Genomic DNA, 25,047 nt, shown 5'->3' on the forward strand with positions numbered 1-25,047 from the left:
GATCAGGCCGTGCGCCCGAACAGGCCGGCGGGTTTGACGAGCAGCACCAGCACCATGATCACGAAGATCACGGTGGCCGAGGCCTCCGGGTAGAACACCTTGGTCAGGCCCTCGACCAGGCCCAGCGCGAAGCCGGTGATCACCGAGCCGATGATCGAGCCCATGCCGCCAATCACCACCACGGCGAAGACCACGATGATGATGTCGGCGCCCATATTCGGGTTCACCGAGTAGATCGGAGCCGCGAGCACGCCGGCGAAGCCCGCGAGCGCCACGCCGAACCCGTAGGTCAGGGTCAGGAACAGCGGCACGTTCACGCCAAAGGCCTGGACCAGGGTTGGGTTCTCGGTGGCGGCGCGCAGATACGCGCCGAGCTTGGTCTTCTCGATGACGAGCCAGGTGGCGATGCAGACGGTAAGCGAGGCCACCACCACCCAGGCCCGGTAGTTCGGCAGGAACATGAAGGGCAGGCGCTGGCCGCCCGACAGCTCCGCCGGGATCGCGTAGGGGAGCCCGGAGACGCCGTACTGGTTGCGGAACAGGCCCTGGATGATCAGCGCGAGCCCAAAGGTCAGGAGCAGGCCGTAGAGATGGTCGAGCTTGTAGAGCCGGGCGATCAGCACCCGCTCCAGCACGATTCCGAACACCCCCACCACCAGCGGCGCCAAGCCCAGCGCCCACCAGTAGCCGAGCCCGACATAGGTCAGCAGCATCCAGGCCACGAACGCGCCCATCATGTAGAGCGCGCCATGGGCGAAGTTGATGATGTTCAGGAGGCCGAAGATGATCGCGAGCCCGAGCGACAGGATCGCGTAGAACGAGCCGTTGATCAGGCCGAGCAGCAACTGCCCGAACAGCGCCTGGGTCGGCACACCGAAGATGGTCGTCATGGCCGTTCTCCGCGCCCCGAACGCACCGTCAGCCCTTCACGAGGGGGCAATTGCCCTCGTTAAGCGGACGGAAGACCTGGTCGCCGGGGATCGTGTCGAGCTTGTTGTAGAGGTCCCACTCGCCCTTCGATTCGGACGGCTTCTTGACCTCGAACAGGTACATGTCGTGGATCTTGCGCCCGTCCGCGCGGATCGTGCCCTTGCCGAACAGCGGGTCGTCGGTGGGCATGGCCTTCATCTTGGCGACGGTGGCGGCTCCGTCGGCCGTGGACTTCGTCTCGGCCACCGCCTTCAGGTAGTGGAGCACGTCCGAATAGACGCCGGCATGGTTGGCGGTCGGCTTGGAATTGCCCTTCATCTGCTTGGCGAACCGGTCGGAGAAAGCCCGGGTCTGGTCGTTCAGGTCCCAGTAGAACGGCTCGGTTAGGACCAGGCCCTGCGCGACCTTGGTACCCAATGAGTGCACGTCCGAGGAGAAGACCAGGAGGCCGGCCAACGCCTGCCCGCCCTCGGTGATGCCGAATTCGCCGGCCTGCTTGATCGAATTGATCGTGTCGGTGCCGGCATTGGCGAGACCGATCACCTTGGCGCCGGAGCCTTGAGCCTGAAGCAGGAACGAGGAGAAGTCCGAGGTTGGGAACGGAGTCTTGACCGAGCCGATGACCTTGCCGCCGTTCTTGGTGATGACCGAACTGGTGTCGCGCTGCAGGGTCTGGCCGAACACGTAGTCGGCGGTGAGGAAGAACCAGGTGGTGCCGCCGCGCTTGACCATGGCGCCGCCGGTGCCGTTGGCGAGCGCGACCGTGTCATAGACCCAGTGGATCGTGTTGGGCGTGCATTGCGGGCCGGTGAGGTCGGCGGTGCCGGCGCCGGTATCGATGAAGACCTTGTTCTTCTCCTTGGTCACCTGGCTGATCGCCAGAGCCACCGAGGAGGTGACACCGTCGGTGATCATGTCGACGCCGTCGCGGTCGTACCATTGCCGGGCGATGCCGGCCCCGACATCGGGCTTGTTCTGGTGGTCGGCGGAGACGATCTCGACCTTCAGCCCGTGCTCGGCCGGCTTGAAATCCTCCACCGCCAGCTTCGCGGCGACCACCGAACCCTCGCCGCTGATGTCGGAATAGGCGCCCGAGCGGTCGCCCAGGATGCCGATCTTCACGTTCGTCTGCGCGCTCGCACCGCCCATCATCAGGGCACCAGCGAGGGCGGCGAGGGACACGGACCCGATGAGACGTCCGAACATGGTACTTCTATCCTCCAGCGGCGCAGCGGATCCCCGCCTGCCGAGTGTCCGACGCCGTTCTCCGGCGCTTATCAGGTATTGGCCGCCCGCCTCAGACGCCGAGATAGGCGTGAAGCTTGTCGATATTGGCGTCAAGCTCGGCATTCGGGATCATGTCGACCACCCTGCCCTGCTCGATGACGAAGTGCCGGTCGGCCAGAGTCTGCGCGAAGCGGAAGTTCTGCTCGACCAGCACGATGGTGTAGCCCTGGGACTTCAACTGCTGGATCGTCCGGCCGATCTGCTGAACGATGACCGGCGCGAGACCTTCCGTGGGCTCGTCCAGCAGGATCAGCTTGGCGCCGGTCCGCAGGATGCGGCCGATGGCGAGCATCTGCTGCTCGCCGCCCGAGAGCTTGGTGCCCTGACTGCCCGCGCGCTCCTTCAGGTTGGGGAACAGGGTGTGGATTTCGGCCACCGACATGCCGCCGGGCTTCACCCGGGGCGGCAGCATCAAGTTCTCGTGGACCGTGAGGCTCGCGAAGATGCCCCGCTCCTCCGGGACGTAGCCGAGCCCGAGCCGGGCGATGTTGCGCGAGGCCATCCGGATGGTCTCGACGCCGTCATAGATGATCGAGCCGGAGCGCTTGCCCAGGATGCCGATGATCGCCCGGAGCGTCGTGGTCTTGCCGGCGCCGTTGCGGCCAAGCAGGGTGATCACCTCGCCGGCCCGGACATCGATGTCGATGCCGTGGAGCACGTGGCTCTCGCCGTACCAGCCCTCCAGCCCGCGCACGGTGAGGAGGGCATCCTTCGCTGCGGCCGGCGCGTATGTCTTCACGGCGGTGTCAAGCATGTCCCGCCCCGATATAGGCCTCGACCACGCGCGGATCCTTCGAGACGGTGGCGTAATCGCCCTCGGCCAGGACCTGGCCGCGGGCCAGGACGGTGATGCGGTCCGACAGGGACGCCACCACCGAGAGATTGTGCTCGACCATCAGGATGGTCCGGTCCTTCGAGACCCGGCGGATGAGCTGCGCCGTCCGGTCCACGTCCTCGTGGCCCATCCCGGCCATCGGCTCGTCGAGGAGCAGCATCTCCGGATCGAGGGCCAGCGTCGTGGCGATCTCGAGGGCGCGCTTGCGGCCGTAGGACAGCTCGACCGCGAGGGAATCGGCGAAGTCGGACAGGCCAACGGCCTCGACCAGCGCCAGGGCCTCGCCGTCGAGCGCCCGCAGCACCTTTTCCGGCCGCCAGAAATCGAAGGAATCGCCCCGGAGCCGCCGCTGAAGCGCGATCCGCACGTTCTCGGTGACCGTCAGGTGCGGGAAAACCGCCGAGATCTGAAAGGAGCGCACGAGCCCGAGACGGGCCACGTCGGCCGCCCGCATCCCGGTGATGTCCTTGTCCTTGTACCGGATGGTGCCGGCGGTCGGGATGAGGAACTTCGTCAGCAGATTGAAACAGGTGGTCTTGCCGGCGCCGTTCGGGCCGATCAGCGCGTGGATCGTCCCGCGCTCGACTTCCAGCTTGACGCCGTTGACGGCCCGGAATCCCTTGAATTCCATCGTCAAGCCATCGGTCGCCAGGATCACGTCCCGTGCCAAGCGCGTCCCTCCCGCGTATGATTTATTGCCTGCCATATCGCCGATCCGGCCCTGAACAGTCCATCGCAAACGCTCGGCGCGGCGGGACAATCCCCGGCTCCTGATATGCTGATGGTTCTTGGCTTCGGATTGAGCATCTGAACCGCGGATGCCAATGCCGGTGCGAATCGTGGCCGCGCGTCACGGTTTCCGGGCTGGACGGACCCGCGGGCTTCGCTTGACCCGGCGCGACGACCGCCTGTAACTCAGACAAATCATTGACAAGGAGGGGCGCGCATGGTCGGCCGAACGGCCTACATCGCTGTCGATTGGGGAACCACCAACCGGCGCGCCTACGCGATGACCGCCGACGGCGCCGTGGTGGATACCCTACAGGATGGCCGCGGTGTCCTCGCGCTGAGTCCCGGCGACTATCCCGAGGCGATCGCCACCTTGAGGGAGCGCTTCGGCGCGCAGACCATCGTCGTGGCCGGCATGGTCGGGTCGACCCGGGGCTGGCGGGAAGCCCCCTATATCGACGCCCCGGCCACGCTTCAGGCCCTCGGCGCTGCCGCCCTCGATGTCGCCCCCGACGTGCGGATCATCCCCGGGGTCGCCCTGAGGAGCGGCCCGCGCCCCGACGTGATGCGCGGCGAAGAGGTTCAGGTGCTCGGCGCGATCAGCACCGGGGCAGCGCCGCCGACGGCCCTGTTCTGCCAGCCCGGCACGCACAACAAGTGGATCGAGACGGTGGACGGGGCGATCACGGATTTCGCCACCGTGATGACCGGAGAGCTCTTCGCCCTGGTCCGAGCCCACGGCATCCTGGCCGGCATGCTGGACGGCGCGGTCGCGGACGGCGCCGCCTTCCGGGATGGCCTCAAGCGGGGGCGCGAAGCGCGCAATCTCGCCGCCGCCCTGTTCGAGGTCCGGGCCGGCGTGCTCCTCGACCGGCTCGCCCCCGCGGACGCCGCCGCCTATGCCAGCGGCGTCATGATCGGCACCGATGTCGGCACGCGCACCGATCTCGGCGACCGCCCGGTCCACCTGCTCGGCGGCGGCGCCCTGGCCGCGCTCTACACCGTCGCAATCACGGAAGCCGGCGGCCGGGTCGTCACAGTTCCGGACGGGGCCACCACGGCCGGAATCCACGCCATCTGGAGTTTGCGGGCATGACGATTCTCAACCGATTCGAGGTCGCCTTCGCGGCCTGCCCACTGGTGGCGATCCTGCGCGGGCTCACGCCGGACGAGGCGCCGGCCATCGGCGACGCGCTGGTGGAGGCCGGGTTCACCCTGATCGAGGTGCCGCTGAACTCGCCGGAGCCGCTGAAGAGCATCGCCTTGCTTGCCCAGCGCTACGCCGGTCGCGCCCTGGTGGGTGCCGGCACGGTCCTGACGCCGGCACAGGTCGCGGAGGTCGCGGCGGCGGGCGGGACCCTGATCGTTTCGCCCAACACCGATGCCGCGGTGATCCGCGCCACCGTCGATGCCGGCCTCGTGTCGCTCCCCGGCTACCAGACGCCGAGCGAAGCGTTTGCCGCTCTCGCGGCCGGCGCGACCGCTCTAAAGCTCTTCCCCGCGGATATCGCCACCCCGGCGGCGCTGAAGGCGCACCGGGCCGTGCTCCCGGCCGCCGCCCGCGTGCTCGCGGTCGGCGGCGTCACGCCCGACAGCGTTTCCACCTGGCGACAGGCAGGCGCCGTGGGCTTCGGGCTCGGCTCGAACCTCTACCGTCCCGGCAAGCCGGCAGCCGATGTCGCCCAGGACGCGGCAGCCTTCATCACGGCGATCGGGGGATCGCGATAAGCCGAACCTGCCGTGACGGCGCCCCCGCCGCTCTCTAGAACCACGCCGAGGTGGCGAGCGCAGGAGCGGGCGGATGACGGACGGGCGCATCGGGCAGGCGGAGGGCTTCGGCGATCTTGAGACGCCTTGCCTGCTTCTGGATTCGGACAAGCTGACCGCCAACGTTGCCGGGATGCGGGACCGGCTCGATCGGCTTGGCGTATCGCTGCGACCGCACCTGAAGACCGCCAAGTCCCTGGATGTCGCCCGCATCGCCATGGCAAGCCCGGCCGGGCCGGCCACCGTCTCGACCCTGAAAGAGGCGGCGTACTTCGCCGAGGGCGGCGTCCGCGACCTGATCTACGCGGTGGGGATCGCGCCGCAGAAGCTCGACCGGGTCGGAGCGATCCGCCGTCGCTGGGGCGTGGATCTGGCGATCGTGCTGGATTCCGTCGAGCAGGCCGAGGCTGTCGCGGCCTGGAGCCGAGGCAACGGCGATCCGCTGCCGGTGCTGATCGAAGTCGATGCCGACGGGCATCGCTCCGGCGCAAATCCCCGCGACGCGGACAGGCTCGTGGCGATCGGCCGGGTGCTCGAAAAGGGCGCGCTCTTGCGGGGTGTGCTGCTGCATGCCGGCGACAGCTACGGGCTGAGTGATCCGGCAGCCCTCAGGGCAGCGGCAGAGGCCGAGCGCCAGGCCGCCCTGGCCGCCGCCGCGATCCTGCGTGAGGCAGGTCTGCCCTGCCCGGAGGTCAGCGTCGGCTCGACCCCGACAGCGCGCTACGCGGAGAGTCTCGACGGCATCACCGAGGTCCGGGCCGGCGTGTTCATGATCGGCGACCTGTTCCAGGCGGGCGTCGGCTCCTGCGGGATCGAGGACATCGCCCTCACCGTCCTGACCACCGTGATCGGCCACCAGCGGGACAAGGATTGGATCATCACCGACGCCGGCTGGATGGCGCTCTCCCGCGACCGCGGCACGGCGCGGCAAGCGGTCGATCAGGGCTACGGCGTGGCCTGCGACTTGGCCGGACGCCCTTATCCCGACCTGATCGTGCGGGACGCGAACCAAGAGCACGGCATCCTGGCTCTGCGGCCCGGCTCCTCCGCGCCCCTTCCGGATCTCCCGATCGGGGCGCGCCTGCGGATCCTGCCCAACCATGCCTGCGCCACCGGCGCCCAGCACGATCGCTATCATGTGGTCGTCAATGACCGGCTGACCGGAGCGGTCTGGCCGCGCATCAACGGCTGGTGATGCGCGGTCTCAGGGCCGGTTCGAGACGGTCCGGACCGGGCGATCGGACTGGTCCATCACGAGGCGGCAGCCGGGGCTGAGATTCGGGCGCTGCTGGCGCAGGCAGCCCGTGATCGCGGTCACGTTCGGGATGTGCGAGGCGCACAGGCGCATCACGTCCGGCGTGCAGGCGGCACGGTCGGCCCGGGATTCCGCCAGCGCCGGCGCCGCGCCGACGATCAAGGCGAGCAGAGCGAACGAAGCGGATTTCATGGTACCGGATCCTCTGGCGGGAGCGTGGACGACCCGAACGGTCAAGGCTCGAAGTGGGGCGAGAACGTCGGGACGGGCCGAAATTTCCCCTCGGCCAGTGCCCTATTCTGTCGCACCACCGGGGGCGCCGCGATGTGCGTCGGCGCTCCGATGGGATCGGCGGCCGATGACGGCCGGTGCGATCAGTGTCGCGAAGCGGGCGTGATCGCCCCGGTGGCGGCGGGCTCGGTCAGAGCCGCGGCAGCGTTGGCCGGGGCTTTCTGCCGGTCGAGCTTGTCCGCCGAGACGAGAGCGGCCGCGATCAAGGCCGCCACCGCCATCGTTGCCTTCACAACCTCCCAGGTCCGCGCAAGCATGACTGATTCCCAATGGCGTCACAGCATCTTGAGCAGGTCAGCCTGGGGCGAAGCTGTTCAGGCCGTGCGCCCTGCACAGGTTGATCAATCCGTGACCTCGGGATCTTCAGCGCGGACCCTTCCCAAAACCTTTCGGACTCAATTGCCGGATGTCATCACCGGGGACGTGATGCATCCGTGCCTCACCGGGACGCGGCGGAGGCGGCCTCGGCGGCCAGTGCCTCGAAGACCAGGGCATGCCGAAGCGCCAGCGCCTCCACGTCAGAGATGTAGCCGCCTCCGATCACCGCCACGAGCGGGATGAGCCGGGCGCGCGCCTGCGCCACCACGAATCGATCCCGGGCGAGCAGGCCGGCATCGCTGAGGCAGAGCCGCCCGAGCCGGTCGTCGCGATGCGGATCGACCCCGGCATTGTAGAAGATGAGATCGGGGACCAGGGCGTCGAGGAGCGGCGGCAGCCGGGCGCGCAGCACCTCCAGATAGCCGGCATCGTCGAGCCGGTCCGGCAGGCCGATATCGAGATCCCCGGCGATCTTCTGGGCGGGGTAGTTGTTCTCGCAATGGATCGAGAGCGTGAACAGGTCCGGATCGGAGGCCAGGCAATCCGCCGTGCCGTCGCCCTGGTGCACGTCGCAATCGACCACGAGGATCCGTCGGACCGCCCCCTCCGCCTGCAAGGTCCGGGCGGCGACCGCGACATCGTTCAGCACGCAGAAGCCCGCGCCCTGCAGCCGCCGGGCATGGTGGCTGCCGCCGGCTGCGCTCCCCGCCAGCCCCTCAGTCAGCGCCAGCCGGGCGGCCAGGAGCGTCCCGCCCACGGAGGCCCGCGAGCGGCGGACGAGGGCCGCGTCCACCGGCAGGCCGATGGCCCGCTCGATCTCCCGGGGCACGGCGACGCCGAGAACCGCCGCCACGTAGGCGGAATCGTGGGCGTTGATCAGAATTGCGGCACTCGCCAGCTCCGGCGTGACAAATCCGAGCGGCGCCAGGCCCTTGGCGACCAGGGTCTCGGCGAGCAGGCCATATTTGCGCATCGGAAACCGGTGCCCGGCCGGCAGGCTCGATTCATAGGCCGGGTGGAAGGCGATGGGCGGGATCATGCGGATCGCCTCACCGTCCGGCGGCCAGGGCCCGTTCGGCAGGATTCCGCGTCAGTGTCCTGAGGCCCGCTTCGGAGCCGTGGGGCCGGTCCGTGGCCTCAGGTGAGCATTCCAGATCGACGGCGACGCACATGCTTCGGACATAGCGCGGCATGCCCCCGGATGGCAGGTAGGGTTGCTGCGGCGCGTGAGCCCAGCCTCGATCGCGACAGCCGCCGTATCCCGCGTCAGACGGGATCCGGCCGCCGGATACGCGCCCGCCAGGCGCCAATCTGGACCAACAGGGCCACGATCCCGAGACCGGCGGCACTGGCGCCGACGACCGCCGTGGCAGTCAGGCCGAAGGCGTCGATGACGCCGCCGCCGACGAGGGAGCCGAGTGCAATCCCCGCATTGAAGCCCGCGATGTTGAGGCCGGCGGCTGATGCCAGCGCGGCGGGTGCGTGGCGCTCGGCCAGGCCTATCACCCGGGCCTGCAAGGCGGGAACGGCGGCGTAGGTCAGCGCACCGAGTGCCGCGACCAGCAGGGCCATGGCGGGAATCGCGCGCGCGGCGAGCCCCATGGCGGCGAGGACGAGAGTGAGTCCGACGAGGACGATCAGCACCGCCAGGTCGGGCCCGAGCCGGTCGGTCATTCGCCCGCCGACGACGTTGCCGAGTGCGGCGGCGACCCCGTAGACCAGCATCATCGAGCCGACCCAGGACGGGTCCATGCCGGTGACGCGGATCAGCAGCGGCGCGATGTAGGAGAACAGGCAGAACGAGCCGGTATAGGCCAGGACCGTGATCAGCGCGGCGCCGAGCAGCCGACGGTCGAGGAGCGCCGTCAGATTGTGGAGGGCGTCGCGGGCGTGGCCGCCGTCGCGGCCGTCGGGCATCAAGGCCAGCAAGCCGACGACACCGGTCGCGCCGCAGGCCGCCACCGCCAGGAAGATCGCCTGCCAGGTCCAGAGGCCCCCGAGCCAGGTGCCGAGCGGCACACCGAAGGCCAGTGCCAGGGTCAGGCCGCCGAACACCACCGCGACGGCGCTCCCGGCCCGCTCGGGCGCGACCAGCCGGGTCGCCGCGCTAGACGCGACGGCGAGGAAGACGCCGTGTCCCAGCCCCGATCCGAATCGCGCGGCGAGCAGGAACGGCAGGTCGGCCGACAACCCGACGAGGGCGTTGCCGAGGGTAAAGACCAGCATCGCGGCAACGACCAGGTGCTTGCGGCTGAGCGGCGCGGCCAGCGCCGTCAGGATCGGCGCACCGATCGTGGCGCCGATCGCGTAGGCGGCCACGGCGCCGCCGACTGCGCTGACATCGACCTTCAGGTCCGCCGCGATGGCGGAGACGAGGCCGATGGTGACGAATTCGGTGAAGCCGAGGGCGAAGGCCGACAGGGCGAAGACGTAGACGACGAGCGGCATCCGCTGAGCGGTGGAGGTAGAGGCTGTCATGCGGCGGATCCCCAGGTCCGGGAATACGGTGCCAATCCCTGTGCCGCTGTTGAAATGATTCCTTTTGTGGTCAGCCATCAGAAATCTTATGGCTCAGACTACGATGAGCCATCTCCTGCACCTGCGCACATTCCTGGAGATCTACCGCGCCGGCTCGCTGACCCGGGCCGCCGAGCGCCTCGGTATGACCCAGCCGGCCGCCTCCGGCCATCTGGCGGCCTTGGAGGCGACGCTCGGAAAGCCGCTGTTCCTGCGGCAGGCCCGGGGCGTGAAGCCGACGGCTGCGGCCGACGACCTCGCCCACGCGGTCGCCGCGAGCCTCGACCACGTTGAGGCGACGATGGGCGCGGCGCGCGCCCGCTCGCATCAGCTCACCGGCACGGTGCATCTGGTCGGGCCGGCCGAATATCTCTCCGCCCGCCTCGCGCCGCTGCTGATGCCGCTCGTGGCGGAGGGGCTCCGGTTCCGCATCCAGACGGGCAACCGCGAGCGGATCTATGCCGGGCTGGACGAGGGCCACGCCGACCTCGCCGTCACCGCGTCCAGGCCGGATCGGCAGCGCCACGGATTCACTGCACTCGAGACCGAGCGGCAGATGCTGGTGGCCGCGCCCGACCTCGCCGCCCGGGCGAAGGCACGAAGCGTCACCGCGGACTTCCTCGCCGCCCTGCCCTGCCTCGCCTATGACGAGACCCTGCCGCTCATCCGCCCGTATTTCGCACACGTCTTCGGCCGGCCCCCCGACATACAGGCGTCCGCGACGGCGCCGGATCTGCGCATCCTGCTCGGCATGGCGGAAGCCGGGACCGGCTGGACCGTCCTGCCGGATTATTTCTGTGCCGAAGCCCTGGCGACCGGGCGCCTGATCAATCTACTCCCGGCGAGAACCGGGCCGGACAACACGCTCTACCTCGTCTGGAACAAGGCCGCCCTGCGTCATCCCCGCGTCGTCCACGTGCGCGATCGTCTGCTGCAGGCTATTGGACGGCTCCAAGATCCACACCGTACTAACAGCTGAGACCGAAGCTGTCATCGCTGCGTTCCGGCGCATATCTTTCTGCCGTTGCAAGCGCACCCCACCTCCTGCCGGTCACCATTTTGACCCCGGTTGACTCCTCACTGCGTCGTCTCAGAGAGCACAAGACATCTCTGCATCGGAGATGGAAGGCGACAAATTCGATTATCGATTTGACAGTAATGCTGTCAACTGCGCCAAATTGTCATCGTTTACATATCAGCTGAAATAATAAAAATGAAGCTTGGCGCTCGCTATTCGCGAAACAAAAGATGACTCTAATGAATTCTAAGAAAAAAAACAAGTGTGACGCAGCATCGGATTGCCTAGATGCGCAGATCGAGTATGTGCTGCGCCAGACTCATACAGTGATGCCTGATAACGGCAATCCGTCCTGCTCTGTGCCACTCCACACTTGGCTCCGTAAGATTAACCGAATGCCAGGAACACAGCGTCAAACACGATAGCTTATTATAAACTGCCGCATCGTTATGTTTGATGTATTTGTCGAAAGGATGACTCTATGGCACAGCCGCTTGTTTCGATCATCGTTCCGACCCTGAGTCGCCTTGAATTGCTGGTTCAAACAATTCGATCTATAATTCTGCAGGACTGCACAAATATAGAAGTAATAATAAGCGATAATTACAGCAAAGATAATACAAGTAATTTTTTGTCACAGTTAGAAGACAGTCGTTTTAAAGTAATTACTCGTAAATTTACATTGCCATTGGAGACAAACGTCAACGATGCGGCTCGGCACGCGAGCGGAAAGTATCTCCTTATCTTAAGCGATGATGACCTCATTCCGAATAACTACATATCGACGATGGTATCTGCCTTCGAGGCCGACGACGCCGTTCAGGTTGGACTTGGGCGCAGGGTCCTGATCGACGGCGAGAGCAAAATATTGCATCAAGCTGCGCCACTTTCCGCAGCGTCCTATGTTGAGCCTGCAGAAACTTGGCTAACGCAATATTTCGCAAGCTCAAGCGCTCACAATCATATCAATACTGTTTTTTCGACCTTCTATCGTCGTTCCGAATGGCTAAACTCTGGTGTTCAACCGGCACTGTCCGCATCTTTCTTTGCCGACACCATTCCATTCGTAGGTGTCAACAGCTCCAAATCGAAAGTTTTTTACTCACCAGACGCTGTGTTTCTGTACCGGATGCATCAAAACCAGGGTAGTCGTCAAGTAGGATCAGTTGGAAAGCAAACTTATCTAGGCATGTTTCAATTTTTCGAACGATTAAAGCCGGCTCTAGGAGACTTTTCGACATCGGATATGTTCTTGAAATCGATAATAAAATATATCCTTATGATGTTTTTCGGCTCATGTGCTCAGTTCGTTGCCGAGGAAGCCATCAAAGAGCCTGATTTGTATGAAATATTTTGGGGATATCTAAAGGATATGCCTCATCCGGCAGCCCGATCGACTGGACCGCTGCACGCAGATCTGGTTACGAAGCAGCGTTCTGCTTCAAACATTGTGCAAGCGTAATGTCCGATAGCGCACTCTCTGCCTAAATGTTCTGACATGACCCTTGAAAGATATCGAGGCGCCCGTGTCCTCGTAACCGGGCATACGGGGTTCAAAGGGGCTTGGCTTGTCGCTTGGTTGCTTGACCAAGAGGCAGAGGTCATGGGCCTCGCGCTGTCCCCGCCAGACGACAGACCGAACCTCTTTCTCGACCTTGGGTTGGCTGAACGGATCCAGTCCGAATTCGTCGATATTCGTGATGCGGGCGCCGTGTTCGCGGCAGTAACGGCGTTCCGTCCGCAAATCGTCTTCCATCTTGCGGCCCAAGCTCTTGTCAGGCGCTCTTACGCTGACCCGCTTGAAACATTTGCAGTCAACGTCTTGGGTACAGCCCACGTGCTGGAAGCGGCGCGCCAAACCGACTCAGTTCGGGCCGTCGTCTGCGTCACCTCGGACAAGTGTTACGAAAACCGCGAATGGGTCTGGGGTTACCGCGAGAATGATCCACTCGGCGGTAAGGATCCATACAGCGCCAGCAAGGCTGCTGCAGAAATCGTTGCTGCCAGCTACCGGGAAACCTTGGTTTCAGGATCGCGGTTTCGTCTCGCTACCGCGCGCGGCGGCAACGTAATTGGCGGCGGTGATTGGTCGGAGGATCGTCTGGTGCCGGATCTCGTGCGCGCGATCCAGGCAAATTCGCCGCTTGTGCTGCGGAATCCGAAAGCCGTCAGGCCTTGGCAGCATGTTCTTGAACTCTTGCACGGCTATCTTCTGCTGGGTGAGCGCCTCCTCGCTGCCGACGACGGTGCCATCGGCGCCTGGAATTTCGGACCTCCTCGCGGCAGCGAGGTGGCGGTGAGTCACCTTATCGATCAGGCGCTTACGGTATGGGGCGGGGATCCCATCTCGATACGCGTCGAGCCCTCGACCTTGCGTGAGGCAGGTATCCTCAAGCTCGACGCGTCGAAAGCCGAGGCAGAACTGGGCTGGCGCCCCTTGCTCAGCTTCGCGGACACGGTGCGTCTGACGATGGATTGGTATCACAGCTATTGCGAGCGGCCTGCGTCCGCCCGGAAGCTTATCGAGGCGCAAATCACCGATTATCGCCGGATTGCTGCTGCGGCCAGCCCTGTAGACAAGGACTACTCCAGACTATGACTTTCAGTCGGCTCACGATCCGGTCGCGGTTCGCGGCCTTGGAGGGCGGTCTGTGAAGGCCGTAATTCTTGCCGGTGGCCTCGGCACACGTCTTTCCGAGGAAACCGCTACACGACCGAAACCGATGGTCGAGATCGGCGGCCGGCCGATCCTGTGGCACATCATGAAGGGCTACAGCCAGCATGGTATCAACGACTTCGTGATTTGCCTCGGATATAAGGGATACGTCATCAAAGAATATTTTGCAAATTACTTCCTGCACATGAGCGATGTGACGATTCACATCGCTGAGAACCAAATGGACATTCATAGAAGAACCGCCGAGCCCTGGACCGTCACACTGGTTGATACAGGCGATCACAGCATGACGGGGGGCCGTCTTAAGCGCGTTCGGCATCACATTGAGGGCGAAGAAATGTTCGCGCTCACCTATGGTGACGGCGTCAGCGACGTAGATTTCACGGCGCAGATCGCCTTCCATAGGGCCCACGGGAAGCGCGCTACGGTGACGGCGGTGCGTCCCGACAAGCGCTTCGGCTACTTGGCGCTCGATGGTGAGCGGGTCACTGCATTCGAGGAGAAGCCCGACAACGAGGGGGGCTGGATCAACGGCGGCTTCTTTTTGCTCTCGCCGTCGGTCGTTGACGCGGTCGAGGGCGACGAAACGATCTGGGAGCGTGCGCCTCTGGAGCGACTGGCCCTGGCCGGCGAGTTGCAGGCTTTCGCGCACGACGGCTTCTGGCAAGCAATGGATACGCTGCGCGACAAAACAAATCTTGAAGCGCTCTGGGCATCGGGACAGGCCCCGTGGAAAACGTGGTAGGTCTTACCCCTCTTGCCAAGCGCGTGCTCGTCACAGGCGCGACTGGTTTCGTTGGCGGTCATCTCGTCCGAGGCCTTGCCGACGCCGGTATCGCTGTTGGAGCCATGCTCCGAGCAGAGTCTTCAGCTCAGGTTCTCGACCAGCGCGCGACGATCCTGCACCACGATGGCTCGACAGGCAATCTTCATGCTCTCGTGCGCAGCTTTGCGCCCAATGTTGTGATCCACGCGGCGACGCATTTTGTGGGCACACATGAGCCGGACCATATCGTCCGGCTTGTTCAAGCTAACGTGTTATTCGGAACACAACTACTCGATGCGATGGCGCGATGCGGGATCAAACGTGTCATCAATTTCGGCACGACCTGGCAACATTTCGATAGCGATCACTACAATCCGGCGACGCTTTATGCGGCAACGAAGCAAGCTTTCGAGGATATTGCTGCCTACTATGCCGAGGCGGAAGGGTTCGCGATCCTGACACTAATGCTTCCGGACACTTACGGACCAGCTGATCGACGCGGCAAGCTCGTCTCCTCCCTGCTTCGCGTTCAGAAGGAAGGAGGGCGTCTGGACCTATCCCCGGGCGAGCAGCGTATCAACCTCCTTCACGTCGAGGATGTTCTTTCTGGGGTCCGCATGGCGCTGGATAGAATCTGTGCAGCCCCCGCCCGCACGCACGAAGCATTTGCTCTTCGCGGTCCCGATACCCTTTCGCTGCGCGATCTCGTGGCGCGGATCGAGCGTCTCGGTGGGCGTCCCGTGCCGGTAACCTGGGGGGCTCGGCCCTACCGGTCGCGGGAAGTGATGCGGCCATGGATGGGGCCTCTCCTGCCCGGGTGGTCCCCTGGCATCGATTTAGATCGCGGCCTTAGCGATCTGATGGGGTCGAAGTAATGTTCGCAGTTCGACCAAACAGTATGCCAGGCGTTTTTTCGCTCCACGCGCCTGGCAGTCTTGATGAACGCGGAAGTTTTCAGAAACTGATGCACGAGACGAATTTTGCGGATTCGGGCTTAAGGACCGATTTTTCAGAAATATATTGCTCTACGTCAAAGCATGATGTGATCCGGGGCATGCACTTTCAAGTCCCTCCGTACCATCATGCAAAGCTCGTCTGGTGTCTTTCAGGCGCGGTGACTGATGTAATACTTGACCTTCGTAAGAACTCATCTCATTACGGTCGCGCTGTCTCCCTGGAACTCCGCGGCGATATGCCGACCGGCGTCTACGTACCAGAGGGCTGCGCCCACGGATTTGCTGTCCGCTCGACCGAGGCAACGTTGCTTTATCTTGTCACGTCTATTCATGTTCCCGCGGCCGATGCAGGTATCAGATGGGACAGCTTTGCGTTCGACTGGCGTATTGAACACCCGATCCTATCGGACCGAGATCGCACCCACCCCGCCCTGGCTACCTTCGACACTCCATTCTAATATATTTGTGATGTTGGCTAGAAACACCAGTTGGATCCATCTATAACCCGCAAATTTCCTTTATTGCCATTACTGATCCAGCATCCCATTTACCCAGTTGCATAGCTGAATTACAGCAGCCTCAAGACAATAGTGTTCAGCCACCCATGACCGACTCCCTGCGCGCCGAAATCTTGAGCCTCGCCCGGACCCATTTTAAGGCTCGCGGGACGCCGGCCTTCGTGCCCGGCGAAAGCTACATCCCGCCATCCGGGAAGGTGATGGATGCGGAGGATTGCGCTCACCTAGTCGATGCCTCTCTCGACATGTGGTTAACTGCGGGGCGCTATGCCGACCAGTTCGAGCGGGAGCTCGCAAGTGTCTTCGGGCGTCGGCACGCGCGGCTGACCGTCTCGGGCTCCGCAGCAAATCTCCTGGCCTTCGCAACGCTTACCTCGCCGAAGCACGGCACGCGTCGCTTGCAGTCGGGCGACGAGGTGATCACCGTCGCGGCAGGCTTCCCAACCACCGTCGCGCCGATCGTGCAGCACGGATGCGTGCCCGTCTTCGTCGACGTCGATATCGAGACGCACAACGTCAATGTCGATCTGCTCGAAGCGGCGGTGACACCGAAGACACGCGCCGTGATGATCGCACACTCGCTCGGCAACCCGTTCGATGTGGTACGGGTGGCCGAGATTTGTCACCGTCACGACCTTTGGTTGGTGGAAGATTGCTGTGACGCGTTCGGCGCAACCATCGGCGGACGGGGGGTTGGAACTTTTGGCGACTTAGCCACCCTAAGCTTTTACCCAGCCCACCACATAACCACCGGCGAGGGCGGGGCCGTTCTGATGGATCGAGGGCCACTCGCCAAAATCGCCGAGTCGTTTCGGGATTGGGGGCGAGACTGCTACTGCAAGCCAGGCGCCGACAACACCTGCGGTAACCGCTTCGGCTGGAAGCTCGGTGACCTGCCCCGCGGCTACGACCACAAATATACGTACTCTCATATCGGCTACAATCTTAAACTCAGTGATATGCAGGCTGCCCTTGGGGTAAGCCAATTGACCAAGCTCGACCATTTCGTTGCACGCCGCCGTGAGAACTTCGCGGGACTGGAGAGACGGCTGAGGGAGCGTAAGCTTGATCACCTTTTCCATTTGCCGAAGGCTACCCCAGGCTCGGAACCAAGCTGGTTCGGCTATCTCCTGACGGTAAGGGACGGAGCCGCCATCGATCGGAACTCCCTTGTTGCGCGCTTGGAAGAAAAGCGTGTCGGGACCCGGCTGCTGTTTGCTGGAAACCTAACCAGGCAGCCTGCCTTCCGAGATGTGACCTACCGCGTCCACGCTGAGTTGATCCACACCGACAAGATCATGCGCGATAGCTTCTGGATAGGGGTTTGGCCTGGCATTACGGAACCCATGCTCGATTATATGGCTGACATGCTTCTGACAGTCACTCAAGAACTCAAAGGCTGACAGCCGCAGGCAACAAGCGCTCATTGAAACGACTTTTCCACCCTCGCATTGACAATTTAGTTGGCAGCCAGAGCCACAAAAGGAAACATCAAGCTTCAGAGCCAGTTGCCGGTTCTTGCGCCGGAGCCGGATGAGCTTTGCGCGTTCGAGCTTTATCGGGACATGATCACTAGGCGACGGCTTCGCCTGCCGCTGGCCGTGCCGCTCATCCGCTCGAACTCGCTGGTAAGATCGGGCGAATCACAGCCGGCGCGGGTCAGTTTGATCATCGAGTGTCGAAACTCGGCCGGCAAGGCGGCGTGCTTCTTCGATATTGGCGGGTTAAGACCTCACGCGAACGCGATCCCGGTGTCTGCAAAATCCGGACAGGCCCGGTCGACGCGCTGGTCATCTATCGGCCGGTCGGCCATCGCGTACGCCGGGGCGAGGTCACCGTGCCGAAAGTCAGCGCTGTCATCGATGCCGAAGGCCGCCTGCGCATCCTTGGGTCCGACAACGGTCCCGTTGCCCCGATCATGGGCAGGCGCATACCAGAAAAATCCGTAACTTCATTCGAGATGATGGTGCGGGTAGAGGGAATCGAACCCCCACGCCTTGCGGCTGGCGATTTTGAGTCGCCCGCGTCTACCAATTCCGCCATACCCGCACGCGTCGCGCTCTTCGCATAGGTGTGGCGTCCGCGCCAAGGGTGTCGGCGCTGTTTTTTGCCGAACCGACCGATCTGGTCATCACACGACGCCTATGCTCAAAGGGCGGCCGATTCCTCACGATCTGGAAGTTGTATGCTTCGGCGGCTCTACGCGTGGATCCTCGCGCTCAGCGGCAGGCCCTCCGCGCCCTACGTGCTCGGCGCCGTCGCCTTCGCCGAGAGCTCGTTCTTCCCGGTCCCGCCGGACGCGATGCTGGTGCCGATGGCGGTGAGCCGACCCGACCGGGTCTGGCTCTACGCGACCATCGCCACTGTGGCCTCGGTGCTGGGCGGCCTTGTCGGCTACGCGATCGGGGCGCTGCTGTTCGATTCCGTCGGCGAATGGCTGATCCGCCTCTACGGGCTGCAGAACTCGGCTGCGACCTTCCAGGATTCCTATGCCCGCTACGGCCATTGGGTGATCCTGTTGAAGGGGCTGACGCCGATCCCCTACAAGCTCGTCACGATCACGTCGGGCTTTGCCCATTACAGCCTGTTCTGGTTCACGATTCTGTCGGTGATCACCCGCGGGGCCCGGTTCTTCATCTTGGCCGGGCTGCTCGGGCGCTACGGCGTCCAGATCCGCGGCGTGCTCGACCGGCATCTCAACGCGGTCGCGGCGATCTCGGTCGCCGTGGTCGTCCTCGGCTTCCTGCTGTTCAAGGTGATCCTGTAGCGATGAACATGGCGGCCGCCCTGCGCCTCAAGAGAGCGGGCCTCTGGCTCGCCCTCGCCTCCGCCCTGATCCTGGGCGTCGTCCTGGTGCTCCAGTACGGCTACGGCTACGCGCCGTGTAAGCTCTGCCTCACCGAGCGGCTGCCCTACTACGCTGCAATCCCGCTCGGGCTCGCGGCCGTGTTCGCGCCGGAGCGGCTCGCGCGCCTGGCGTTGGGCCTTGCGGCTCTGGGGCTGCTGTATGGCGCTGGGATCGGCGTCTACCATGCCGGCGCCGAATGGGGCTTTTGGCCGGGGCCGAGCGATTGCGGTGGCGGGACCGGCGCCAATCCGGGCCAAGTCGGCGATTTCCTGAATCAGCTTCAGACCACGAAGGTGGTCGATTGCTCGGTGGCGGCCATGCGCGTGCTCGGCATCTCGCTGGCCGGCTGGAACGCCGTCGTGGCTTTCGTGCTGGCCGCTCTGGCCGGCACGGCCGCCGTGCGTTCCTAAGCGCAGCCGATCAGTTGCGGTCGTCGGGCATGATCGGGATCGGCGCGACGTCGATCCCCTCGTCGATCAGGGCGCGGGCCTCGGCGGGGCTCGCCTCGCCGTAGATCGGACGGCCCTCGGACTCGCCGTAATGGATCTTGCGCGCCTCCTCGGGGAAGCGCGCCCCGACATGCTCGGAATTGGCGATGACCTGCTCGCGGAGCGCCCGCAGCATCGCCCGCACCTGGCGCTCGGGCTCGGCGATCATCGGCATCGGGGCGTCGGCCTGAGGCGCCACCGGCACTGGAAGCTGCCCGCGATCGGTGCGGGCCACACTCGGGGCCATGAGCGCCTTCGTCACCTTGGCGCTGTCGCAGATCGGGCAGGTCACCAGACCGCGCGCGGCCTGCGCATCGTAGGATTCGGAAGAAGGAAACCAGCTGTCGAAGCCGTGGGCGGCTTCGCAGACGAGACTGTACCGGATCATTTGGGTGCTTACTGTGCGGCCTGGACCTCAGGCCCGATGCGCTCGACCGTGAACGCGCGTGCATGCTGCAGAGCCGGGATCCGCGCCCGGGCATCCGCGACCTGGGCGAGGTCGATCTCGGCCAGGATCACCCCCGGCTCGGACCCGCCGGCATCGGCGAGCACCCGGCCCCAGGGATCGATGATGAGCGAATGGCCGTAGGTCTCGCGGCCGTCCTCATGGACGCCGCCCTGCGCCGCCGAGATCACGAAGGCGCCGGTCTCGATCGCCCGGGCGCGCTGGAGGATGTGCCAATGCGCCTCGCCGGTCTGGCGGGTGAAGCAGGCCGGCGCGGTGAGGATCTCGGCGCCCGCCTCGGCCAGGGCCCGGTACAGGGCTGGGAAGCGGATATCGTAGCAGATGGTCAGGCCGAGCATTGCCCAGGGCGTGGAGCCCAGGATTGCGCAGGCGCCGCCCGTATAGGTCGCCGATTCCCGCCAGCGCTCGCCGCTCGGCAGATCGACATCGAACAGGTGCAGCTTGTCGTAGGAGCCGAGGATCGCGCCGTCGGCGCCGATCAGGTAGGCCCGGTTGGCGATCTTGTCGCCCGACCGCACCGCGATCGAGCCGATATGCACCAGGGCGCCGGTCTCGCGGGCGGTCTGCCGCAGGCTCGCAAGGGTCTCGTCGCGGTCCTCGGTCGTCACGCGCTCGAACAGGCGCTCGCGGCTGCGCTCGACCAGAGACGTCATCTCGGGAGTCTGGACGTAGGCCGCACCGCGGCTCGCCGCCTCGCGCACCCCCGCGACGGCGGCGTCGCGGTTGATGCCCGGGTCGCGGCCCGAGCGCATCTGAACGCAAGCCGCGATGAAACGCCGCTCAGGCATCGGCCTTGTCCGTCAGAAGCGGATCGAGCTTGCCGGCGCGATCGAGGGCGTAGAGGTCGTCGCAGCCGCCAACATGGGTGGTGGCGATGAAGATCTGCGGCACGCTGGTGCGGCCGCCGGCGCGCTCGACCATCGTGGCCCGCGCGCCCTGGACGCGCTCCACGTCGATTTCCTGGAAGGCGACGCCCTTCTCCTTCAGCAGGCTTTTCGCCGCCGAGCAGTAGGGGCACCAGGCCGTGGTGTAGATCGTGACCGGCTGCATGGCGTGCGTCGTCTCGCGGATGAACTCCCATCATATAGGAGCACGCCCGTCGAATTACCTATGCCCGCGCGGTCACAGCCGGACCGGTCGGCATTCCGCGCCGGTCAGGCGGCCATCAGCTTCTCGACCTCGTTGACGAGATCGCGCAGATGGAACGGCTTCGACAGGACCTTGGCGTCCTTCGGGGCCTTCGAATCCGGGTTGAGCGCCACCGCGGCGAAACCCGTGATGAACATCACCTTGATGTCCGGGTCGAGCTCGGTGGCGCGCCGCGCCAGCTCGATCCCGTCCATTTCCGGCATCACGATATCGGTCAGCAGCAGCTCGAACGGTTCCTCACGCAGCCGGTTGTAGGCGGAGAGGCCGTTGTCGAAGGACAGGACGTCGTAGCCCGCGTTCTGCAACGCCTTGGCCAGGAACCGGCGCATGTCGTTGTCGTCTTCCGCCAGCAGGATTTTCATCGGCCGTTTCCGAGCCCTCGAGTCGAAATGTTGATCCCATAAAGGGAGGCGATGGTAAACAAGGTGTTAGGATCTGGACCCGCGGCCGGCGCCGCGCGTCCCTCGGACGGCTCTGTGGGCCGTCGGCACCACAGTGGACAGGCGATCATTCGCATACCACAGTGTGCGTCCGCCGCGTTTTCTCAACCGCCGGGGCCTGCACACATCCAATGATCGCGCCCGAAACGGTACAGCCCGACGCATTCGGTTTTGCCCCGGCCTTCGCGGTCGACGAACCGGCGGCGCACACCCTGCCCTTCGTCTTCAATACCGGCCATTCCGGCGCCGTCTACCCCCCGGACTTCGTTGCGGCCTCCCGATTGGATGCCCTGACCCTGCGCCGGTCCGAGGACGCCCATGTCGACCGGTTGTTCGCCTCGGTGGTCGAGCTCGGCGCACCGCTCCTGCGGGCGAATTTCCCCCGCGCCTTCCTCGACGTGAACCGCGAGCCGTTCGAGCTCGATCCACGCATGTTCGACGGGCGGCTGCCGCCCTTCGCCAACACACGCTCGATGCGCGTCGCGGGCGGGCTCGGCACGGTCCCGCGCGTCGTGGCGGACGGCCAGGAGATCTACGCGCGTCGTTTGCCCGTCAGCGAGGCGACCGCCCGGATCGAAGCTCTGTACAAGCCCTACCACCGGGTGCTGCGCGGGCTGATCCAGCGCACCGCGCGCACCCACGGCCATTGCGTCTTGATCGATTGCCACTCGATGCCGTCCTCGAGCCTTGGCCGCGACACCGAGGTCAAGGCCGACATGGTCCTGGGCGACCGCTACGGGACGGCCTGCGCGCCGAGCCTGATCGAAGGGTTCGAGGCGTCCCTCCGGGCCCAGGGTTTCCGCGTGGTGCGCAACAAGCCCTATGCCGGCGGCTTCATCACCGAGCATTACGGCGAGCCGAATCTCGGGCGTCACGCCCTGCAGATCGAGGTCAACCGGGCGCTCTACATGGACGAGGCGAGCCTAGCGATGACGGCGGATTTTCCGAGTTTGGTGAAGGCTTTGCGAACGGTCATCGCAACGGTGGCGGCGGATCTCGGCGATCTCACGCCACGCCGGATGGCAGCCGAATAGCATTCCCGCAAAGGGTAAGCGCGGCTGACCTGATCTCGGCGTCTGTTTCCGGACCCTGAAAAGAAAAAAGGCCACTCCCGAAGGAGCGGCCCGAAGTCTAGGGAGGAAACGCCCAAGAAGGGCTACGGGACCGCGACGCCATCGCGATCTCGCAATGCACAAAATAAAGTGCGCCGCACAAGAAGCAAGGATTAAATCGCTTCCGCCCGCGCACCGGCTGCATGCCTCCGTCGCGCCATGCGCACAGGTTCTAGCTCTGCGCCAGCAGCTTGGCGATCTCGGCCTTGAGCGGACCGGCAAGGTCGGGCCGCTCGAGCGCATAGGCGAGGTTGGCGGTGAGGAAGCCGATCTTCGAGCCGGTATCGTAGGTCCGGCCCTCGTAGCGCATGCCGAAGAAGTCCTGCGTCTCCATCAGGTCGATCATCGCGTCGGTGAGTTGGATCTCGCCGCCGGCGCCCTTCTTCCCATGCTCCAGGATCCCAAAAATCTCGGGCTGGAGGATGTAGCGGCCGGAGATGATGAAATTCGACGGGGCGGTCCCCTGCTTGGGCTTCTCGACCATGCCGTTGATCTCAAAGGACTGGCCGTAGGTCTCGCCGACGCTGACGATGCCGTACTGGTGCGTCTCCTCCGGAGCGACCTCCTCCACCGCGATGATGTTGCCGCCGTGGCGTTCGTAGGTCGCGAGCATCTGCTGCATGCAGCCCCGGCTCAGCATGTCCGGCAGCAGCACGGCGAACGGCTCGTCGCCGACGATCTCCCGGGCGCACCACACCGCATGCCCGAGGCCGAGGGGGGCCTGCTGGCGGGTGAAGCTGGTCTGGCCGGCCTTGGGCAGATCACGCTTCAACTCCTCGTAAGCGGCGGTCTTTCCGCGCTCCTGAAGGGTGTGTTCGAGTTCGAATGCGAGATCGAAATGGTCCTCGATCACCGCCTTGCCGCGACCCGTGACGAAGATGAAGTGCTCGATGCCGGCCTCACGGGCCTCGTCGACGACGTGCTGCACCACCGGCCGGTCCACGACCGTGAGCATTTCCTTCGGGACCGCCTTGGTGGCGGGCAGGAATCGCGTGCCCAAGCCCGCGACGGGCAGGACGGCCTTGCGGATCGGTTTCATCAAGCGGCAACCTCAAAACTGAATGGACCGGCACGGGCAATGGTTCGGGCCGTACGATAGCCTAACACGATGCTTCGCAAGCCCTCTACGTCGTTAGTATGAGCCAGAGCTCCATAAATATACCGTCTGCGACCACCTAAAGTCGCCATTATCAAATGGAATCCCACGCGGCGCTTGAACGGGCGATGAAGCGCCGGCGGATAGCCTTGCCCTGACGCGGCCCGATCGGGCAAGGCTCCCGGCAGGCACGATCGGAACGGCTTCGGAGCGGACGGCATGACGGTTCTGATGACCGGTGGGGCGGAGGCTATCGGTAGCCACTCGGCGCCGGATGCGGGCCGTGACCACGTTGTGGTGTTCGGCGCTGTCGCGGATCAGGCGCTGGCCTGGGAGGACAGACGCGGTCCGCGCAATCGGATCTAACGCGATGCCGTCCCGCCGCGCGGTGCTCGCAGCCGCATTGTGCCTTTTCCCGGCGGTCGCACGAGCCGCGAAGCCTTCGACTGCGGACGGTCCCTTTCAGGCTTTCATCGCAGCCCTGCGACCGGATGCGGAGGCCCGCGGCGTCTCGGCGGAAACCTTCGCGGCCGCCTTCCGCGGTATCACGGCGCCCGATGCCGGAATCCTCGCCCGGACGAAGCAGCAGAACGAGTTCGTGCGCCCGGTCTGGGACTATCTGGTGGGCGCCGTCTCGGCCGGTCGGATCACCCGGGGACGCGCCCGCGCGGCAGCCCTCGCACCGACGCTGAAGGCCATCGAGGACCGTTATGGGGTCCCGGCCGCCATCGTTCTGGCCTTCTGGGGCATCGAATCCGATTTCGGTGCGAGCGCCGGCAACCTCTCGACCATTCGGGCGCTCGCGACCCTGGCACTAGCGAAGCACCGGGGCACGCTGTTTCGCGACGAGCTGCTCGCTGCCCTGACCATTCTCCAGCGCGGCGACATCACGCCCGACCGGATGAGCGGCAGCTGGGCCGGCGCCATGGGCCAGGTCCAGTTCCTGCCATCCACCTACCTCGCCCACGCGGTCGATTTCGACGGCGACGGCCGCCGGGATATCTGGACGAGCGACGCGGATTCGCTGGCCTCCATCGCGGCCTATCTCAAGGCTCTCGGTTGGGACCCGGCCTTGTCCTGGGGCTACGCGGTGCGCCTGCCCGAAGGGTTCGACCTCTCGGACTATTCCGGCGACCTCGCCAGGTTCGAGAGCCGCGGCGTGCGACGGACGGACGGCAAGCCGCTGCCCGAGCGCGGCAAGGCCAGCCTGTTCCTGCCCGGCGGCCTCGGCGCGCCGGCCTTCCTGATCACCGGCAATTTCGAGGTGATCCGCGGCTACAACACCTCGGATTCCTACGCCCTAGCGGTGGGCCACCTCGCCGACCGTCTCGATGGCGGCCCCGCCCTGGCGGCCCCCTGGCCGACCGGCCCGCGCCTCGACGGTGCCGGTTTGCGGGCGCTTCAGACCGGGCTCGCGGCGGCGGGTTTCTACGAGGGCCCGACCGACGGTCGCGCCGGCCCGAAGCTACGGGAAGCGGTGCGGCGCTACCAGATCAGCGCGGGGTTGCAAGCCGATGGCTACGCCACACCGGCGCTTCTCGCCCATGTCCAAGAGCGGCACGGTCTCGGTCGATAGCGCCCGGT

28 protein-coding genes and 1 tRNA gene are annotated in these 25,047 nt (G+C 65.0%); 15 read left to right on the forward strand and 14 right to left on the reverse strand.

Translation table 11 applies throughout. The annotated features are described in order from the left end of the window. Nucleotides 1-2: 2 nt before the first annotated feature. From BM228_RS10640 to BM228_RS10655, 4 genes are all read right to left on the reverse strand, one after another. A complete protein-coding gene (locus tag BM228_RS10640) occupies nt 3-890 on the reverse strand; it encodes a branched-chain amino acid ABC transporter permease (protein WP_092039731.1) in 888 nt (295 codons plus the stop codon). A gap of 28 nt (nt 891-918) precedes the next feature. Continuing rightward, nucleotides 919-2,136, reverse strand: a complete 1,218-nt coding sequence (locus BM228_RS10645; protein ID WP_092039733.1) for an ABC transporter substrate-binding protein — start codon at nt 2,134-2,136, stop codon at nt 919-921. 91 nt (nt 2,137-2,227) lie between these two features. Beyond that, nucleotides 2,228-2,971, reverse strand: coding sequence for an ABC transporter ATP-binding protein (locus BM228_RS10650; protein ID WP_092039735.1), 744 nt, complete (start codon nt 2,969-2,971; stop codon nt 2,228-2,230). Then, nucleotides 2,964-3,722: an ABC transporter ATP-binding protein gene (locus BM228_RS10655; RefSeq protein ID WP_092039737.1), complete on the reverse strand. Its 759-nt coding sequence runs from the start codon at nt 3,720-3,722 to the stop codon at nt 2,964-2,966. The genes BM228_RS10650 and BM228_RS10655 overlap by 8 nt, the downstream gene beginning before the upstream one ends. 276 nt (nt 3,723-3,998) lie before the next feature. Between BM228_RS10655 and BM228_RS10660 the strand changes: the two genes are divergently transcribed. From BM228_RS10660 to BM228_RS10670, 3 genes are all read left to right on the forward strand, one after another. After that, nucleotides 3,999-4,877, forward strand: coding sequence for a 2-dehydro-3-deoxygalactonokinase (locus tag BM228_RS10660; protein WP_092039739.1), 879 nt, complete (start codon nt 3,999-4,001; stop codon nt 4,875-4,877). Continuing rightward, the gene (locus tag BM228_RS10665; protein ID WP_092039741.1) at nt 4,874-5,509 is read left to right on the forward strand and encodes a 2-dehydro-3-deoxy-6-phosphogalactonate aldolase; all 636 of its coding nucleotides are present in this window, start codon (nt 4,874-4,876) and stop codon (nt 5,507-5,509) included. The genes BM228_RS10660 and BM228_RS10665 overlap by 4 nt, the downstream gene beginning before the upstream one ends. Nucleotides 5,510-5,582: 73 nt before the next feature. Next, the gene (locus BM228_RS10670) at nt 5,583-6,743 is read left to right on the forward strand and encodes an alanine racemase (RefSeq protein WP_092039743.1); all 1,161 of its coding nucleotides are present in this window, start codon (nt 5,583-5,585) and stop codon (nt 6,741-6,743) included. 9 nt (nt 6,744-6,752) lie between these two features. Here BM228_RS10670 and BM228_RS10675 read toward each other — a convergent pair whose 3' ends face one another. From BM228_RS10675 to BM228_RS10685, 4 genes are all read right to left on the reverse strand, one after another. Then, entirely contained in the window at nt 6,753-6,995 is a 243-nt protein-coding gene (locus tag BM228_RS10675) for a hypothetical protein (protein ID WP_092039745.1), read from the reverse strand. 182 nt (nt 6,996-7,177) lie between these two features. Further along, nucleotides 7,178-7,351 carry a hypothetical protein gene (locus tag BM228_RS34625; RefSeq protein WP_167367707.1) on the reverse strand — a complete coding sequence of 58 codons (174 nt, stop codon included), beginning with the start codon at nt 7,349-7,351 and terminating at the stop codon, nt 7,178-7,180. 182 nt (nt 7,352-7,533) lie between these two features. Further along, nucleotides 7,534-8,451: a histone deacetylase family protein gene (locus tag BM228_RS10680; RefSeq protein WP_208612015.1), complete on the reverse strand. Its 918-nt coding sequence runs from the start codon at nt 8,449-8,451 to the stop codon at nt 7,534-7,536. 227 nt (nt 8,452-8,678) lie between these two features. Beyond that, nucleotides 8,679-9,890 carry an MFS transporter gene (locus BM228_RS10685; protein ID WP_208612016.1) on the reverse strand — a complete coding sequence of 404 codons (1,212 nt, stop codon included), beginning with the start codon at nt 9,888-9,890 and terminating at the stop codon, nt 8,679-8,681. A gap of 88 nt (nt 9,891-9,978) precedes the next feature. Here BM228_RS10685 and BM228_RS10690 point away from each other — a divergent pair, with 88 nt between their 5' ends. From BM228_RS10690 to rfbH, 7 genes are all read left to right on the forward strand, one after another. Beyond that, on the forward strand, nt 9,979-10,908 hold the full coding sequence (locus BM228_RS10690) for a LysR family transcriptional regulator (protein WP_244537094.1): 930 nt from the start codon (nt 9,979-9,981) through the stop codon (nt 10,906-10,908). A gap of 520 nt (nt 10,909-11,428) precedes the next feature. Beyond that, nucleotides 11,429-12,409: a glycosyltransferase family 2 protein gene (locus tag BM228_RS10695; protein ID WP_092039749.1), complete on the forward strand. Its 981-nt coding sequence runs from the start codon at nt 11,429-11,431 to the stop codon at nt 12,407-12,409. A gap of 36 nt (nt 12,410-12,445) precedes the next feature. After that, on the forward strand, nt 12,446-13,546 hold the full coding sequence (gene rfbG / locus BM228_RS10700; RefSeq protein WP_092039751.1) for a CDP-glucose 4,6-dehydratase: 1,101 nt from the start codon (nt 12,446-12,448) through the stop codon (nt 13,544-13,546). A gap of 52 nt (nt 13,547-13,598) precedes the next feature. Next, the gene (gene rfbF / locus BM228_RS10705) at nt 13,599-14,369 is read left to right on the forward strand and encodes a glucose-1-phosphate cytidylyltransferase (protein WP_092039754.1); all 771 of its coding nucleotides are present in this window, start codon (nt 13,599-13,601) and stop codon (nt 14,367-14,369) included. Continuing rightward, a complete protein-coding gene (locus BM228_RS10710) occupies nt 14,354-15,265 on the forward strand; it encodes an NAD-dependent epimerase/dehydratase family protein (protein ID WP_167367708.1) in 912 nt (303 codons plus the stop codon). The genes rfbF and BM228_RS10710 overlap by 16 nt, the downstream gene beginning before the upstream one ends. A 23-nt stretch (nt 15,266-15,288) precedes the next feature. After that, nucleotides 15,289-15,804 carry a dTDP-4-dehydrorhamnose 3,5-epimerase gene (rfbC, locus tag BM228_RS36085; protein WP_425284928.1) on the forward strand — a complete coding sequence of 172 codons (516 nt, stop codon included), beginning with the start codon at nt 15,289-15,291 and terminating at the stop codon, nt 15,802-15,804. 146 nt (nt 15,805-15,950) lie between these two features. Next, complete coding sequence (gene rfbH, locus BM228_RS10720) at nt 15,951-17,267, forward strand: lipopolysaccharide biosynthesis protein RfbH (RefSeq protein ID WP_092039762.1); 1,317 nt, start codon at nt 15,951-15,953, stop codon at nt 17,265-17,267. Nucleotides 17,268-17,828: 561 nt separating this feature from the next. Here rfbH and BM228_RS10725 read toward each other — a convergent pair. Continuing rightward, nucleotides 17,829-17,913, reverse strand: a tRNA-Leu gene (locus BM228_RS10725). Between the two features lie 136 nt (nt 17,914-18,049). Here BM228_RS10725 and BM228_RS10730 point away from each other — a divergent pair. Together BM228_RS10730 and BM228_RS10735 are read left to right on the forward strand one after the other, a co-directional pair. Next, complete coding sequence (locus BM228_RS10730; RefSeq protein WP_092039765.1) at nt 18,050-18,631, forward strand: YqaA family protein; 582 nt, start codon at nt 18,050-18,052, stop codon at nt 18,629-18,631. Nucleotides 18,632-18,633: 2 nt separating this feature from the next. Continuing rightward, on the forward strand, nt 18,634-19,122 hold the full coding sequence (locus tag BM228_RS10735; RefSeq protein ID WP_092039767.1) for a disulfide bond formation protein B: 489 nt from the start codon (nt 18,634-18,636) through the stop codon (nt 19,120-19,122). 10 nt (nt 19,123-19,132) lie between these two features. Here the strand turns inward: BM228_RS10735 and BM228_RS10740 are convergent, their stop codons facing one another. The 4 genes from BM228_RS10740 to cpdR form a co-directional block, all read right to left on the reverse strand. Continuing rightward, nucleotides 19,133-19,588: a DUF1178 family protein gene (locus BM228_RS10740; RefSeq protein WP_092039770.1), complete on the reverse strand. Its 456-nt coding sequence runs from the start codon at nt 19,586-19,588 to the stop codon at nt 19,133-19,135. A gap of 8 nt (nt 19,589-19,596) precedes the next feature. Beyond that, a complete protein-coding gene (locus tag BM228_RS10745; RefSeq protein ID WP_092039773.1) occupies nt 19,597-20,454 on the reverse strand; it encodes a carbon-nitrogen hydrolase family protein in 858 nt (285 codons plus the stop codon). After that, a complete protein-coding gene (gene grxC, locus BM228_RS10750) occupies nt 20,447-20,716 on the reverse strand; it encodes a glutaredoxin 3 (RefSeq protein WP_092039776.1) in 270 nt (89 codons plus the stop codon). Before grxC ends, BM228_RS10745 begins: the two co-directional genes overlap by 8 nt. Before the next feature lie 104 nt (nt 20,717-20,820). Beyond that, nucleotides 20,821-21,177, reverse strand: coding sequence for a cell cycle two-component system response regulator CpdR (gene cpdR / locus BM228_RS10755; protein WP_007558883.1), 357 nt, complete (start codon nt 21,175-21,177; stop codon nt 20,821-20,823). Between the two features lie 209 nt (nt 21,178-21,386). On the opposite strand from cpdR, the gene BM228_RS10760 reads away from it, so the two are divergent. Further along, nucleotides 21,387-22,289 carry an N-formylglutamate amidohydrolase gene (locus BM228_RS10760; RefSeq protein ID WP_092039778.1) on the forward strand — a complete coding sequence of 301 codons (903 nt, stop codon included), beginning with the start codon at nt 21,387-21,389 and terminating at the stop codon, nt 22,287-22,289. Nucleotides 22,290-22,539: 250 nt separating this feature from the next. Here the strand turns inward: BM228_RS10760 and galU are convergent, their stop codons facing one another. Continuing rightward, nucleotides 22,540-23,406, reverse strand: a complete 867-nt coding sequence (gene galU, locus BM228_RS10765; RefSeq protein ID WP_092039781.1) for a UTP--glucose-1-phosphate uridylyltransferase GalU — start codon at nt 23,404-23,406, stop codon at nt 22,540-22,542. A gap of 276 nt (nt 23,407-23,682) precedes the next feature. Between galU and BM228_RS34630 the strand changes: the two genes are divergently transcribed. Together BM228_RS34630 and BM228_RS10770 are read left to right on the forward strand one after the other, a co-directional pair. Continuing rightward, nucleotides 23,683-23,829, forward strand: a complete 147-nt coding sequence (locus BM228_RS34630; protein WP_167367709.1) for a hypothetical protein — start codon at nt 23,683-23,685, stop codon at nt 23,827-23,829. A gap of 4 nt (nt 23,830-23,833) precedes the next feature. Beyond that, nucleotides 23,834-25,039 (forward strand): lytic murein transglycosylase, encoded by a 1,206-nt coding sequence (locus tag BM228_RS10770; protein ID WP_092039784.1) that lies wholly within the window; start codon nt 23,834-23,836, stop codon nt 25,037-25,039. Nucleotides 25,040-25,047 lie beyond the last annotated feature (8 nt).

It is taken from the genome of Methylobacterium pseudosasicola (assembly GCF_900114535.1).
GTDB lineage: Bacteria > Pseudomonadota > Alphaproteobacteria > Rhizobiales > Beijerinckiaceae > Methylobacterium > Methylobacterium pseudosasicola.

What these genes read in the sequence shown, in the direction of transcription:
- BM228_RS10640 (WP_092039731.1), bottom strand. Translation starts at nt 890, where the DNA reads ATGACGACCATCTTCGGTGTGCCGACCCAGGCGCTGTTCGGGCAGTTG.
- BM228_RS10645 (WP_092039733.1), bottom strand. Translation starts at nt 2,136, where the DNA reads ATGTTCGGACGTCTCATCGGGTCCGTGTCCCTCGCCGCCCTCGCTGGT.
- BM228_RS10650 (WP_092039735.1), bottom strand. Translation starts at nt 2,971, where the DNA reads ATGCTTGACACCGCCGTGAAGACATACGCGCCGGCCGCAGCGAAGGAT.
- BM228_RS10660 (WP_092039739.1), top strand. Translation starts at nt 3,999, where the DNA reads ATGGTCGGCCGAACGGCCTACATCGCTGTCGATTGGGGAACCACCAAC.
- BM228_RS10665 (WP_092039741.1), top strand. Translation starts at nt 4,874, where the DNA reads ATGACGATTCTCAACCGATTCGAGGTCGCCTTCGCGGCCTGCCCACTG.
- BM228_RS10670 (WP_092039743.1), top strand. Translation starts at nt 5,583, where the DNA reads ATGACGGACGGGCGCATCGGGCAGGCGGAGGGCTTCGGCGATCTTGAG.
- BM228_RS10675 (WP_092039745.1), bottom strand. Translation starts at nt 6,995, where the DNA reads ATGAAATCCGCTTCGTTCGCTCTGCTCGCCTTGATCGTCGGCGCGGCG.
- BM228_RS34625 (WP_167367707.1), bottom strand. Translation starts at nt 7,351, where the DNA reads ATGCTTGCGCGGACCTGGGAGGTTGTGAAGGCAACGATGGCGGTGGCG.
- BM228_RS10680 (WP_208612015.1), bottom strand. Translation starts at nt 8,451, where the DNA reads ATGATCCCGCCCATCGCCTTCCACCCGGCCTATGAATCGAGCCTGCCG.
- BM228_RS10685 (WP_208612016.1), bottom strand. Translation starts at nt 9,890, where the DNA reads ATGACAGCCTCTACCTCCACCGCTCAGCGGATGCCGCTCGTCGTCTAC.
- BM228_RS10690 (WP_244537094.1), top strand. Translation starts at nt 9,979, where the DNA reads ATGGCTCAGACTACGATGAGCCATCTCCTGCACCTGCGCACATTCCTG.
- BM228_RS10695 (WP_092039749.1), top strand. Translation starts at nt 11,429, where the DNA reads ATGGCACAGCCGCTTGTTTCGATCATCGTTCCGACCCTGAGTCGCCTT.
- rfbG (WP_092039751.1), top strand. Translation starts at nt 12,446, where the DNA reads ATGACCCTTGAAAGATATCGAGGCGCCCGTGTCCTCGTAACCGGGCAT.
- rfbC (WP_425284928.1), top strand. Translation starts at nt 15,289, where the DNA reads ATGCCAGGCGTTTTTTCGCTCCACGCGCCTGGCAGTCTTGATGAACGC.
- rfbH (WP_092039762.1), top strand. Translation starts at nt 15,951, where the DNA reads ATGACCGACTCCCTGCGCGCCGAAATCTTGAGCCTCGCCCGGACCCAT.
- BM228_RS10730 (WP_092039765.1), top strand. Translation starts at nt 18,050, where the DNA reads ATGCTTCGGCGGCTCTACGCGTGGATCCTCGCGCTCAGCGGCAGGCCC.
- BM228_RS10735 (WP_092039767.1), top strand. Translation starts at nt 18,634, where the DNA reads ATGAACATGGCGGCCGCCCTGCGCCTCAAGAGAGCGGGCCTCTGGCTC.
- BM228_RS10740 (WP_092039770.1), bottom strand. Translation starts at nt 19,588, where the DNA reads ATGATCCGGTACAGTCTCGTCTGCGAAGCCGCCCACGGCTTCGACAGC.
- BM228_RS10745 (WP_092039773.1), bottom strand. Translation starts at nt 20,454, where the DNA reads ATGCCTGAGCGGCGTTTCATCGCGGCTTGCGTTCAGATGCGCTCGGGC.
- grxC (WP_092039776.1), bottom strand. Translation starts at nt 20,716, where the DNA reads ATGCAGCCGGTCACGATCTACACCACGGCCTGGTGCCCCTACTGCTCG.
- cpdR (WP_007558883.1), bottom strand. Translation starts at nt 21,177, where the DNA reads ATGAAAATCCTGCTGGCGGAAGACGACAACGACATGCGCCGGTTCCTG.
- BM228_RS10760 (WP_092039778.1), top strand. Translation starts at nt 21,387, where the DNA reads ATGATCGCGCCCGAAACGGTACAGCCCGACGCATTCGGTTTTGCCCCG.
- galU (WP_092039781.1), bottom strand. Translation starts at nt 23,406, where the DNA reads ATGAAACCGATCCGCAAGGCCGTCCTGCCCGTCGCGGGCTTGGGCACG.
- BM228_RS34630 (WP_167367709.1), top strand. Translation starts at nt 23,683, where the DNA reads ATGACGGTTCTGATGACCGGTGGGGCGGAGGCTATCGGTAGCCACTCG.
- BM228_RS10770 (WP_092039784.1), top strand. Translation starts at nt 23,834, where the DNA reads ATGCCGTCCCGCCGCGCGGTGCTCGCAGCCGCATTGTGCCTTTTCCCG.